Source organism: Cetobacterium sp. ZWU0022, assembly GCF_000800875.1.
Taxonomy (GTDB): Bacteria; Fusobacteriota; Fusobacteriia; order Fusobacteriales; family Fusobacteriaceae; genus Cetobacterium_A.
In genome coordinates this window covers 1-13,088 of the sequence record NZ_JRJZ01000182.1, presented here as the reverse complement: position 1 = coordinate 13,088, position 13,088 = coordinate 1, and the positions used below count along the sequence as shown (strand labels likewise).

General features: G+C 31.1%; 14 protein-coding genes. 13 read left to right on the top strand and 1 reads right to left on the bottom strand.

Features of this window, described 5'->3' with window-relative positions; all coding sequences use genetic code 11:
* Positions 1-1,186, top strand: a 1,186-nt coding sequence (locus L988_RS12285; protein WP_047384676.1) for a dTDP-glucose 4,6-dehydratase, incomplete at its 5' end; no start/stop codon positions are given.
* A 135-nt stretch (positions 1,187-1,321) separates the two neighbouring features.
* Here L988_RS12285 and L988_RS12280 read toward each other — a convergent pair.
* A complete protein-coding gene (locus tag L988_RS12280) occupies positions 1,322-1,771 on the bottom strand; it encodes a hypothetical protein (RefSeq protein ID WP_047384675.1) in 450 nt (149 codons plus the stop codon).
* A gap of 577 nt (positions 1,772-2,348) precedes the next feature.
* Between L988_RS12280 and L988_RS12270 the strand changes: the two genes are divergently transcribed.
* The 12 genes from L988_RS12270 (at position 2,349) to rfbD (ending at position 12,835) form a co-directional block, all read left to right on the top strand.
* On the top strand, positions 2,349-3,599 hold the full coding sequence (locus L988_RS12270; protein WP_052191847.1) for an ATP/GTP-binding protein: 1,251 nt from the start codon (positions 2,349-2,351) through the stop codon (positions 3,597-3,599).
* Positions 3,599-4,297 carry a hypothetical protein gene (locus L988_RS12265; RefSeq protein WP_047384671.1) on the top strand — a complete coding sequence of 233 codons (699 nt, stop codon included), beginning with the start codon at positions 3,599-3,601 and terminating at the stop codon, positions 4,295-4,297. The genes L988_RS12270 and L988_RS12265 overlap by 1 nt, the downstream gene beginning before the upstream one ends.
* Before the next feature lie 31 nt (positions 4,298-4,328).
* Complete coding sequence (locus L988_RS12260) at positions 4,329-6,350, top strand: BglG family transcription antiterminator (RefSeq protein WP_047384670.1); 2,022 nt, start codon at positions 4,329-4,331, stop codon at positions 6,348-6,350.
* A 125-nt stretch (positions 6,351-6,475) separates the two neighbouring features.
* A complete protein-coding gene (locus L988_RS12255; protein ID WP_047384668.1) occupies positions 6,476-6,895 on the top strand; it encodes a PTS sugar transporter subunit IIA in 420 nt (139 codons plus the stop codon).
* Between the two features lie 16 nt (positions 6,896-6,911).
* A complete protein-coding gene (locus L988_RS12250; protein ID WP_047384666.1) occupies positions 6,912-7,187 on the top strand; it encodes a PTS sugar transporter subunit IIB in 276 nt (91 codons plus the stop codon).
* Positions 7,188-7,211: 24 nt separating this feature from the next.
* Positions 7,212-8,582, top strand: a complete 1,371-nt coding sequence (locus L988_RS12245; protein WP_047384665.1) for a PTS ascorbate transporter subunit IIC — start codon at positions 7,212-7,214, stop codon at positions 8,580-8,582.
* 1 nt (position 8,583) lies between these two features.
* Entirely contained in the window at positions 8,584-9,507 is a 924-nt protein-coding gene (locus L988_RS12240) for a carbohydrate kinase family protein (RefSeq protein ID WP_047384663.1), read from the top strand.
* A 126-nt stretch (positions 9,508-9,633) separates the two neighbouring features.
* A complete protein-coding gene (gene rfbA, locus L988_RS12235; protein ID WP_047384661.1) occupies positions 9,634-10,494 on the top strand; it encodes a glucose-1-phosphate thymidylyltransferase RfbA in 861 nt (286 codons plus the stop codon).
* A gap of 453 nt (positions 10,495-10,947) precedes the next feature.
* Positions 10,948-11,508 (top strand): dTDP-4-dehydrorhamnose 3,5-epimerase, encoded by a 561-nt coding sequence (gene rfbC / locus L988_RS12230; protein WP_047384660.1) that lies wholly within the window; start codon positions 10,948-10,950, stop codon positions 11,506-11,508.
* Positions 11,505-11,681, top strand: a complete 177-nt coding sequence (locus L988_RS13900) for a hypothetical protein (protein ID WP_197053977.1) — start codon at positions 11,505-11,507, stop codon at positions 11,679-11,681. The genes rfbC and L988_RS13900 overlap by 4 nt, the downstream gene beginning before the upstream one ends.
* Before the next feature lie 18 nt (positions 11,682-11,699).
* Positions 11,700-11,981, top strand: a complete 282-nt coding sequence (rhuM, locus tag L988_RS13895) for a RhuM family protein (protein ID WP_052191846.1) — start codon at positions 11,700-11,702, stop codon at positions 11,979-11,981.
* Positions 11,978-12,835, top strand: coding sequence for a dTDP-4-dehydrorhamnose reductase (gene rfbD / locus L988_RS12220; protein WP_047384658.1), 858 nt, complete (start codon positions 11,978-11,980; stop codon positions 12,833-12,835). Before rhuM ends, rfbD begins: the two co-directional genes overlap by 4 nt.
* Positions 12,836-13,088: the final 253 nt, after the last annotated feature.

Genomic DNA, 13,088 nt, shown 5'->3' with positions numbered 1-13,088 from the left:
TCTTGTAACAGGTGGTGCTGGGTTTATCGGTGCTAACTTTGTAAAATATATGTTAGAGAAATATGAGAATATAGAGATAGTTATCTTAGATAAGTTAACTTACGCAGGTAATCTTGGAACTATAAGAGAGGAGTTAAAAGATAAAAGAGTAACTTTCTTTAAGGGAGATATCTGTAATCGTGAGTTAGTAGAGAATATATTTATGGCTCATGATATCGATTATGTTGTTAACTTTGCAGCTGAGTCTCATGTGGATAGAAGTATAGAAAATCCTGGGATATTCTTAGAAACGAATATCCTTGGAACACAAAACCTTATGGAGGTTGCAAAAGCTTTCTGGACTGTTGGAAAAGATTCGAATGGTTATCCTATCTATAAAGAGGGTAAGAAGTTCCATCATGTTTCAACAGATGAGGTGTATGGAAGTTTAGCTAAAGATTGGGAGATTGCAAAAGAGTTAATCTTAGATCCAGCTGTAGCGAGTATAGCTTCTGGAAGAGCTAATCTTCAAACTTATGGAGATGCTATGTTCTTAGAGACAACTCCACTTGATCCTCGTAGTCCATATTCAGCATCAAAAACAGCATCGGATATGATTGTTATGGCTTATGGAGAGACATATAAGTTCCCATTCAATATAACAAGATGTTCTAATAACTATGGACCTTACCATTTCCCAGAGAAGTTGATTCCTTTAATCATTAAGAATATCTTAGCCGGAAAGAAGTTACCAGTATATGGAAAGGGAGATAACGTAAGGGACTGGCTTTATGTTATGGACCACTGTAAAGGGATTGATATGGTAATATCAAAGGCTGCAGCTCATGAAATCTACAATATCGGTGGATTCAACGAAGAGCAAAATATCAATATTGTAAAACTAACTATAGATACTATAGCTAGAATAATGAGGGATGAGCCAGAGTATAGATCGGTATTAACTACAGATGTAGAGAATATCAACTATGATCTAATCACTTATGTTCAGGATAGACTAGGGCATGATAGTCGTTATGCCATCGATCCTACTAAGATTGTGACTGAGCTGGGATGGTATCCAGAGACTCCTTTCACTGAGGGAATCGAAAAGACTATCAGATGGTATCTTGATAACCAAGCATGGGTTGAAGAGGTAGCTTCTGGTGACTATCAGAAATATTATAATGAGATGTATAAGGATAGATAAGCTAAAATTTCTTTAGCGAGATATAGTAAAAATTAAAAAACCTTCTAGACTGATAATGCGTTTATCTTTCTAGAGGGTTTAAAGTTGAAATAAAAATAGTAAAGGTTTTTATATTTAATTTTACATCTAAATTTATTAGTATTTACCATCAATCATATTTTTACTCATATCCATTACAATATCTAATTTTTCTTCTATTTCAAAGCATAAAGAAATTATTTCTGTGGTTTTATATCCAAATTTAAAAGATATATTTTGGATAGTATTATATTTATTTTTTACAATGTCAAAAAGGGTTTGGAGATAGTTTTTAAGATGAGTTTTACATCTTAAATCGATAAATTTAGATAAATTATCTAAAAAAGCATCATATTTTTGATCTGGAAAAGGATAGATGAATCCAGCATTTTTTCTATTTTTTAAAAAAACTAATAGTTTCTCAGCTTCCATATAGATATTATCAAGTTGATTTTTAGTTATTTGTAAAGCATCGACATATTCATTATCATATTTTAATGAAGTTATAATTTCTATATTCTCTGTATCTAATATTTTAAACTCTTGAATATTTTCTTTAAAATTCATAATTAATTCATCTCCTTAAAATTATTTTGTTTGTTATTTATTTGGCAACAGAATGTGTTCATGAGCCGAATTTAGGATTGATAATGATATAAAACTATGATATTATAAAGTTGCGAGGTTTAAAATATATAGTTTTATATCAATTTAAGAAGTGCTATTTGTGCTTCTTTTTTTGTATTGACTTAGTAGAATTTGAAACAAAGACTAAAGTATAGGCAGCAGATAACCTACTATATGGGCATGGAGGAAATTTATCTTTAAAATTTCCATTCATTCTAATGTAACCTTCGGTACAACAGTTACATTTGAATAATCCTTTTACATCAGAGGCATCGTCACCTGTAAAATAAGTATTCATATTGAATTCATCTCCTTTTTGCTGTGGCGTAACAAGATAATAACATATAAAATAAAAGGTGTCAATTGTTTAAATGTAAAAAAAAACATTTTTAAATGCAATGTTAGATATAAAATGGGATTTTATGGATAATAAAATGTTGAAAATAACAATTAAAATGTTGAAAATAACAATTAAAATGATATAATGTAAATGTGAAAGAGATTTGTGGAGGTAAAAATGAATGAGTTAATATATTTTGGATGTGAAAATCTATTTTCTTTTAAAGATAAAATAGAGTTTACAACAGAAACAAGCAAGGGAAAGAGTTCGTTTGTATCCGTTATTTATGGTGCAAATGCTTCTGGAAAAACAAACTTTATAAAAGCTTTAGATTTCTTTAAGTTTTTAATATTATCATCAAAAGATAGAAATGCCCAAGAGATGATTCCAGTTTTTCCTTTTAAAAAGACTTTAGATAGAGATACTGAATTTAAAATAATGTTTAAAAGTAACAATGTAAAATATGCATACTATTTAAAATTGAATAAAGAAAGAATAATCGAAGAGAATTTATATCACTATCCATCAGGAAAGATTAGTAAAATATATACTAGATTATATAATTCAGAGAGTAAAAGTTATGAGTTTGATTATGCGAGAAATTATATAAAAGAGTTAAAAAATTTAGAGACAGTATGTCCTAGTAATAAGATATTTCTATCTGTAGCAGCTTTGTGGAAGGAGATGGATGAGATAAAAAATCCATTCAGATTTTTCTCTGAAGTGTTACAAACGAATATTGGAATTGGAGATGTAAAATGGATTGAAAGATCCGCAGAAATATTAGCAAGTAGCACAGAAGAAAAAATGAAATTTATAGAGTTAGTAAAAGTAATCTTACCTGGATTAAAAATGATAAATTCAGAAGTGGAAAGAAAAAAAGTGTCAATAGACGAATTACCTTCGGATCTACCTATGGAGTTCAAAATTTTAATGTCTCAAGGTGAAAGTACTAAGATTGATATAAAATTAGAGTATGAAAATGGAGTTGTTGTTGACTTATCGGAAGAGTCTAAAGGGATAAAAAGATGTGTAGAGATATTAGGTCCAATTTTAGATATTTTAAAAAATGGAAATATATTATTGTTTGATGAGTTGGAAAGTTCATTTCATCCAGTAGTAGCGGAGAATATTGTTAAACTATTTTTAGATGAAAATCAAAATTGTAACAAAGCACAACTTATATTCACAACACATGATGTAAATTTATTAGATACAGAATCTATTGGAAGAGATTCAATTTGGTTTACAGAAAGAGCTGCTGAAAATGATTTTTCAACAGAATTGTATCCACTATCTTCAATAGAGGATGTAAAAAAGAGCGAGAATTTAAGAAAAAATTATTTAAAAGGGAAATATTCGTGGATTCCAGTTATGGATAACTTTAAGGTGGAGAAGTTATTTTGCGATAGTGGAAGTGATAAGTAATGAATGGAACTGAGTTTGATTCACAAAGTCCTAGAGTTGCAAAAAGAAAAAAAAGAAAACCAGATGAAAAAAGAAAAATAAAAAGTGATTTAGAAAAAATATTTAGTGGAATACAGAATGGGTTAACAATGTTTAAAAATTTAGAAGAAAATAGTGAAATAGAAGAAAATTTAAAAAATGAATTATTATTAAATGTATACCAAGGTAAAGTTTTAGTTTTATTTGGTGCAATTGATTTATTTTTTCATCAGCTAATTCCAGAAAAAGTGTTGACTATTTTAGAAAATGAGGATTTGAAAGAGGCAACTGAAAATATTCAAAATTTGAAAATATCATTAAAAACATTCTTTAATTACTTAGAAGAAGAGAATGTTACAAAAAAACAACTAATTTTATCAGAAGGAATAAAACAGGAAATAAACTATGTAAGCTATTGGAGCTTAAAAAATATAACAATAATTTTAGAAACTATATGTAATAAAAAAATAGCTTTTTCAGAGATTGCAACAAAGTTAAATCTATCAAAAAAAGAGTTAGAAGACAAAATAAAACAATATTCAGAAAAGAGAAACAAAATTGCTCATAGATTAGATTATGATTTTATAGGAAAAGAAAGAAAAAAAATAACTTATGATGAAATATTAGAAATGACAAAATTTTATGAAGATTTCTTGGATATTATATTAACTTATCTTTAGTAGTGAAAAATAAGTAGAACACGGGGGAATCATGAAAGCATCTCAATTAATAGAAATATTTCAATATATGTTGGAAAAAAATGAGTTTCATCTAGGTAAAATAAGCAATCAGTTCGGTATATCAGAAAGAAGTTTGCGTTATGAGATAGAAAAGTTAAATGAGCAACTTTTTGAAAAAAATGAAGTAAAGATAGAGGTGGAAAAAGGGTGTTTAAAGCACAGTAACTGGGAGGTAGTGCTTCAAAACATCAAGAGCAACAGTATCAACTCTTTATCTATTCAAGAGCGAGAGATGTACATACTACTTCACATATTCTTAAATAGAGAGATAAATCAAAAGCTAGTTGGAATAGAGCTAGATATAAGTTCAACAACAGTGAAAACACACTTTAAAGAGGTAAAAAACTTTTTAGATAGCTATGGTTTATCACTGGTTATAAAACCTAAAAAAGGGTTAGAGTTAGAAGGAAAAGAGGAGAATATAAGAGTTGCTCTTTTAAAACTTTTAAATAGTATCTCTAAAAGTAACTCTATCTTTTTAAAAGAGTATCTAAAAGAAAACTTTTTTGAAAGAATAGAAAAAGATGGAATAAAGAGATTTATAAATTATTGTCAAAAGTTGATGAAGATAATAATCTCTGATGAAGCCTATAAAATAATAATAAACTATCTGAGAATAAGTTTATATATGAATATTAAAAATCATAGATTAACTGAGATAAAAAATGAGAGATTTCTATCAGAAACAAAAGAGTATAGGTGTATAAAAAAAGCTGCTTCTATACTTGAAGAGTGGTATGAGATTGAGTTAGATGAGAAAGAGTATTTAAAAATAACAGACTATTTTTTAGGAAGTAATACATATAATCTAAACTACTCATATTACGATAACTGGGTAGAGATAGAGATTATGCTAAAAGAGATGATTTTAGATTTTGATAGCTATATAAAAGAGAGTATAGTTGAGGATAAACTTCTACTAGAGGGATTATTAAATCATATAAAACCAACAATCTATAGAATAAAAAACAAGATAGAGCTAGAAAACTCAATATATAAAGAGGTGCTAGAGAGTTATCCAAACTATTTCAATATAACAAAGGCGGTTTTAAAAAAGATAGAGGATAGAATGAATCTTCAATTTACAGAGGATGAGATATCTTTCTTGGTTATTCACTTTAAAGCTGCAATAGATAGAAATAAAGTAAAGAGTAAAAAGAAAAGGGTAGTTTTAGTTTGTGGATCAGGTTATGGAACCTCAAAGCTATTAGCTCAACAACTGAACCAATACTATCATCTAGAGATTGTAGATATAATTCCAGAATATATGATAGATAAAGTTATCTCTAAAAATGAGATAGATTTAATACTTACAACTGTGGATGTAAAAATAGATTTAGATGATAAGGTTATTTTGAAACTGAACCCAATTTTAACAGATGAGGATAAAAGAAAAATAGAAGAGATTGGGATTTATAAAAGTTCAAAAAAGATATCTATGACTAAATTATTAGAGGTTATTAGATGCAGTTGCAAAGAGTTTGATGAGAAAGAGTTAAGAGATAGCTTGAAAAATAGTTTTGATGAATATCTAATAGACGATTTTATTCAAGAAAAAAATACAATTTCTGACTATATTGGAGATAGAATTCTAATAAATGAAGAGGTTAAAGATTGGAAAGAAGCTATAAGAAAAGTTGGAGGCTTACTTTTAAAGGATAAAATTATAAAAGAAAGCTATATTGAAAGCTCTATAAAATCTATAGAGGAGTTTGGATCATATATGGTTTTAGGAGATGAAACTCTATTCCCTCATGCTAGAACTAAGGGTGATGTATTTGAAACAGGATTTTCAATAATGACTTTAAAAACACCGGTGCAACTACCGACAAATGAGGTTGTTTCTACTTTAATTATGTTTTCATCTAAAAATAATAACGATCACTTAGATACCTTTGTAAAATTAGTGGATCTATCGAATGAGGAAAACTTTTTACAGGATATAAAGAAAGTTAAAAAACGAGAAGATTTTATAAAAATATTGAATAGATAACGGTGCTAGTCTCTTTATAGGAGACTAGTTTTTTTTTATAAAAATGAAAAAAACAGCCTCTTTATTTTCTTTTTTGTTCAGTATATAATTCAATTATACTAAAAAAAAACAAAAGGGCTGATAGAATGAAAAATATTTTAAAAGATAATATTCATGTTTTAGAAAAAGTCGATGACTGGAGAGACGCAGTTAGAAAATCGGGAAAAATACTTTTAGAAAATGGAGATATTGAAGAGAGATACATAGAGGCAGCAATAAAAAATATTGAAAAATTAGGAAGTTATATCGTTATAACAGACAATGTAGCAATGCCTCATGCTAGGCCAGAGGATGGAGTAAATAAAACAGCTATGTCGTTGTTGCTGGTAAAAGAGGGGCTAGATTTTCTAGGAGAGAGAGTTCATCTAGTATTTATGTTAGCTTCTAAAGATAACTCATCTCATATTGAGGTTATAAGAAAGTTATCAAAATTGATTGATGATGAAGAGTTAGTAGAAAAGATGTGTTCAGCTAAAAATAAAGAGGAAATTTTAAAGTATCTATAAAGGGAGAGTGGTTGTTGTGATAAAGATTTTAACAGTATGTGGAAATGGAATTGGAAGTAGCTTAATGTGTGCTATGAAGATTGAGGAGATATGCCAGGAAGAGGGAATCGATGCAAGTGTAAGTTCATGTGATTTTAACTCTGTTTCTGGAAAAGATGTAGATTTAATTGTAACAATAAAGGAGTTAGCGGATCAAATAACTAATTTGAAAGTTGCACCAATTAGAAGTTACACAAATAAGAAAAAAATAAAAGAGGATGTACTAGAAGCTATATTGAGTTTAGTTAAATAATAATTCTTGAGAGGTGAGTAAATTATGTTAGGTTTGATAGGAGTAATAGGAAACGATATATTAACAAATCCAGCTTTTTTATTAGGTTTGATGTCTTTTATAGGATTGGTAGCTTTGAAAAAACCAATTAACAAATTGATTGTAGGAACTTTAAAACCGATACTTGGATATATAATGTTAGGTGCTGGAGCAGATTTCATAGTTCAAAATCTTGATTATTTAGCAAAGATGATTGAAAAAGGTTTCAACATAACTGGAGTTGTTCCAAATAATGAAGCTATAGTTTCAATAGCTCAAAAAGTTTTAGGAAAAGAGACTATGTTTATTTTACTAGCGGGATTGATTATAAATATTCTGATAGCTAGATTTACAAAGTTTAAATATATATTCTTAACAGGACACCATAGCTTCTTCTTAGCTTGTATGTTCTCAGCGGTTCTTGCAAAAGTTGGATTCACAGGGACAGCTCTTGTTCTTGTTGGAGGATTACTTTTAGGAATGTGGTCTGCAATCTCACCAGCGATTGGACAGAAATACACTGATTTAGTTACTGATGATGATGGAATAGCTATGGGTCACTTTGGATCTTTAGGATATTATGTTGCTGCATTTATAGGAGAAAAAATTGGAAATCCTGAGGATAGTACAGAGAATATAAAAATTCCTGAGAAGTTAAACTTCTTAAGAGATACAACTATCTCTACTGGAATAACTATGTTAGTGTTCTATATAGTTGGAGCTATAGCAGCAGGACCTGAGTATGTAGCCGAGTTATCTGGTGGAAAAAACTATATTGTATTTGCTATAACATCAGCTTTAAGTTTTGCAGTTGGAGTAACAATTGTTTATAACGGAGTTAGAATGATATTAGGTGAGTTAATACCAGCATTCCAAGGAATTTCACAAAAGGTAATTCCAAACTCTATACCAGCTGTTGATTGTGCTGTATTCTTCACTTACGCACCAAACGCTGTTATAATTGGATTCTTATCATCATTTATTGGTGGAGTTTTAGGTATGTTTATCTTAGGCTCTATCGGAGCTGTATTAATAATTCCTGGATTAGTGCCACACTTCTTCTGTGGAGCGACAGCTGGAATCTATGGGAATGCAACTGGTGGAAAAAAGGGAGCTATAGTAGGAGCTTTTGTAAATGGATTGTTCTTATCGTTCTTACCAGCTTTACTGCTACCTGTATTAGGTGGAATTGGATTCCAAAATACAACTTTTGGAGATGTAGATTTTGGAGTGTTAGGAATTATTGTTGGAAAAGTTGGAGAGGTTTACAAAGCACCGGGAATAATAGCTATAATAGTACTGCTAGCTATATTCATAATTGTACCATCAATAGTTAAAAAAGATGTGAAGGTTATAAACGCAAAGGATGAGTATTAAAATGAAAAAGATATTGTGTGTAGGACACTCAGCTTGTGATATAACTTACATTTTAAAAGAGTATCCTATCGAAAATAGAAAGTATAAAGCTGACGGAACAAAAATAATGGGAGGTGGGCCGACTGGAAATGCGGCCTATCTTTTAGGAAAGTATGAGGAGATTCCATCATATATAACAACTCTTGGAAAAGATTTTTATGGTGAGCTAATCGTAAGAGAACTGGATTCTGTTCATGTGGATATGAAAAACTCACTTATCAGTGAAAGTTATATAACACCTTGTAGTATGATAATAACAAATACGTCAAATGGAAGTAGAACTATATTAAATCATAGAAATAAAAATGTCATACCTCATGATTACAAAATAAAGTATGACTCTCAACCTGAAATAATACTGTTTGATGGGCATGAGATAGAGTTAGCAAGAATGGCTTTAGAGAGTTTTCCAAACGCTGTGACTGTTTTAGATGCGGGAAGTTATAAAGAGGAAACCGTTGAACTAGCTTCAAAAGTTGATTTTCTGATTTGTTCTGAGGATTTTGCAAGAGATTATACTAGAGTAGAGAAGTTATCTGAGGAAAATTACGAGGAAGTTTTTTCTAAGATGGAGGAGTTAAATAAAAAAACTGTGGTTATAACTTTAGGAGAGAAGGGGTGTATCTACAGAAAAGATGGAGAGCTATATAATTTCCCAGCTTACAAAACAAAGGCTATTGATACAACAGGAGCTGGAGATATATTTCATGGTGCCTTTATCTTTAGCTTAGCAAAAGGTTATGATTTTGTGAAATCAATTAAGTTTTCTTCGGTGTGTGCTTCTTTATCTGTGGAGAAAATAGGTGGAAGAGAATCGATACCTGAATTAAAAGACGTATACGAGAGGATGGAAAAATGGCAAACTACAGATTTCAGAGTTAGCTAACTATTCTGAGAAGATAAAAAGAGTTTTTAAATAGTTACATTAAAAAGAGTTGTCATTTATGATAGCTCTTTTTTTGATGAGGATTTTAGAGTGTGGTATAATATATAAAAAAAGAGGTGGAGAGAGATGAAAGGTATAATTTTAGCAGGTGGAACAGGAAGTAGGTTGTATCCGGTGACGGCAGTTATTAGTAAGCAGGTGGTTCCAATATATGATAAACCTATGATATACTACCCTCTCTCTGTACTTATGTTAGCTAATATAAAGGATATACTGCTTATAAGTACGGCAAGAGATATACCGATGTTTCGTGAGCTCTTAGGGGATGGAAGTTCTCTTGGAATAAAGATAAGTTATGAGATTCAAGACTCGCCAAAGGGATTGGCTGAGGCCTTTATAATCGGAGAGAACTTTATAGGTGATGACTCTGTCGCACTTATTTTAGGGGACAACCTTTTCTATGGGCACGGATTCACTGGGATATTGGAACGAGCGAGCTCTTTGAAGAGTGGAGCCAACATATTTGGATATTTTGTTAAAAATCCAAAGGAGTTTGGGGTTGTGGAGTTTTCTAGTGATGGGAAGGTGCTGTCGTTAGAGGAGAAACCAGAGATACCAAAGTCAAATTACGCTGTTCCGGGGATATATTTCTATGACAACAGTGTGATAGAGAAAGCTAAAAGAGTGACGCCTTCAGAGCGTGGTGAGTTAGAGATTACCTCTATAAATAGGATGTATTTAGAAGAGGGTGGATTGAATGTTATCAATTTGGGTCGTGGAATGGCTTGGCTTGATACGGGGACCTTCGATGGGCTTTTAGAGGCGAGTAACTTTGTGAAGACGATTCAGAGTCGGCAAGGGATAATGATAGCATGTTTAGAGGAGATAGCTTATCTGAAGGGGTGGATAGAGAAAGAAACTCTGCTGAAAAGAGGAGCTGAACTTTCGAAGACAACATATGGAGAGTATCTTCTAAGTTGTATATAGTAGTTCTTTTTACTTGTTGACTTTTTAAAAAGTATATTATATACTTAAATTACCTTAAGGAAAACCTAAGGGGTTAAACCAATTTATTAAAAGTATTGAGCTTCAGCTCGTGTTCAGAATATTAGCCCTCATTATTGGGGGCTTTTATTCTGCCCTTGAACAAGGCAGAATACTTTTTAATAAATTGGGAGGTGTTAGAATGATTACATTCAATGTAAACAGCATAACATTAGATGGAGGAGCAATTGGATTGATAATTGTTATCTCTTGTTTAATGTGGCTAAATACTAGAAAGTAACACCGCACCTCATACCCCTTAGGGGGTAAGTGTTGAAATAGTTGAGCTGAGGATAAAAAATCCTTAGCTCTTTTTTTGATGAGAATTTTAGAATATGATATAATTAAAAAGAGAGATGAAAAGTATAGTTTAGTAAATGAAACAAGGAGTAGGTCATGATAAAAGGATTGGTATTGATAGAACCTAAGATATATAGTGATGAAAGAGGATTTTTCTATGAGTTTTTTAACTGTAAAACTTTGGAAAAATATAATATAGATGTAAATTTTGTACAGGGAAATTACTCGAAGAGTGGGTTTGGTGTTTTGAGGGGCTTACACTTTCAAAAAATTCAACTTCAAGCAAAACTTATAAGGGTTTTAAAAGGTGAGATTTTAGATGTTGTGGTGGATTTGAGAAATGATAGTGAAACTTTTGGTGAAATTTATAAAGTGATTTTGAGTGAGGAGAATAGAAAGCAACTCTATATACCAGAGGGATTTGCACATGGATTTTTGAGTTTAAAGGAAAACACAGAGATAGAGTATCTTTGTAGTGACTACTATGCACCCCAACATGAATCTGGAATTTTTCCGTTTGATTCGGATCTGAATATCGATTGGGAGCTAGAGAGATATGGTTTATTTCATGAAAAGTTGATAATCTCTGATAAAGATAAAGAGCTACCTAGTTTTAAAGAGTTTTGTGAGGACTTAGAGGAAGGAGTAAATTTATGAAAAATGAAATAAAGTTATATGAGAGCGAAGATAAAAAAATAGAGTTAGAAGTAAATTTAGAAAATGAGACAGTTTGGCTAACTCAAAAGCAGATGGCTGAGTTATTTGATAGAGATAGAACTGTTATAGGTAGACATATAAATAATATATTTAAAGAGGAGGAGTTACAGTAGGAAAGCAATGTGCAAAAAATGCACTTTCCTAATTCGGATAAACCTATTGTATTATATAGCTTAGATGTGATTATATCTGTCGGATATAGAGTAAAGTCTAAAAGAGGGACTCAATTTAGAATATGGGCTAACAAGATATTAAAAGATTATCTTATAAAAGGATATGTTATAAACGAAAAAAAATTAAGAGAGCAAAGCGAAAAATTATCTCATTTACAAAAAACAATCGAAATTTTAAATAGGACAATAAATACTCAAAAAATAGAGTTAGATGAAGCTAAGGTGGTGGAAAAAAGATGATATTAATAACTGGTGGAGCAGGACAGTTGGCTACTGAATTCTCTAGGTTTTTTAAAGAGAATAGCATAGAATTTATAGCTCCTAAAAGAGCTGAGTTGGATATAAGGGATTTTGAAAAGGTAAGAGAGTTTGTAAAGAGTAATGGTGTGACTCTAATTATAAACTGTGCTGCTTATAACTTTGTGGATAAAGCAGAGGAGGAGCCGGAGATGGCTTACTCTGTTAATGCCTTTGCTGTAGAGAACTTAGCTAAGGTGGCAAAAGAGTTAGATATAGAGTTTGTGACATATTCGACTGATTTTGTTTTTGATGGAGAAAAGATGAAACCTTACACTGAAGAGGATGAGGTAAATCCAATCTCTGTTTACGGGAAAAGTAAGGTTTTAGGAGAGAGACTAGCTTTAAAAGCGAACGATAAAACATATATATTTAGGGTGTCGTGGGTGTTTGGAAAAGGCGAAGCAAACTTTATAGAGCAGGTAAAGAGATGGATGGAGAGAGAGAAAATAGCTCTGGCGAGCGATCAAATATCATCTCCTACGAGTACGGTTGATATAGTTTGTATGACAATGAAGATGTTGGAGTTGAAAGAGAAAAGATATGGAATTTATCATCTAAGTGGAGAGGGAGAGGCCTCTCGTTATGAGCAAGGGCAGTATATATTGGAAAAGTTGGGATATAAAGGAGAGATAATCGAAGCTCGTTGTTCTGACTTTACGCCTTATGATATAAGACCAAAGTATTCGAAGTTATGTAGCTCTAAGATAGAGAAACTCTTGGAAATTCAGATTCCGAGTTGGAAGACACGAGTTGATGAGTACCTTGACTTTTATAAAAAAAAAGATTATAATTAAAATATAAAAATACAGAAGATATGAATATTAACGAGCAGGAAAGGCACCCTGCACGCTCTAGAAATAGAGTAACCAGACATGATGGATACGCCGCCCATCTAATATTCAATCAACTTACAAGGTGAGGTAGGATAATATCCTACCTCATTTACTTTATAGAGTTTGGAGGAGATATGCAAAGAGTAAGTAAAAGGTATCTTGTAACAGGTGGTGCTGGATTTATCGGTGCTAACTTTGTAAAATATATGTTAGA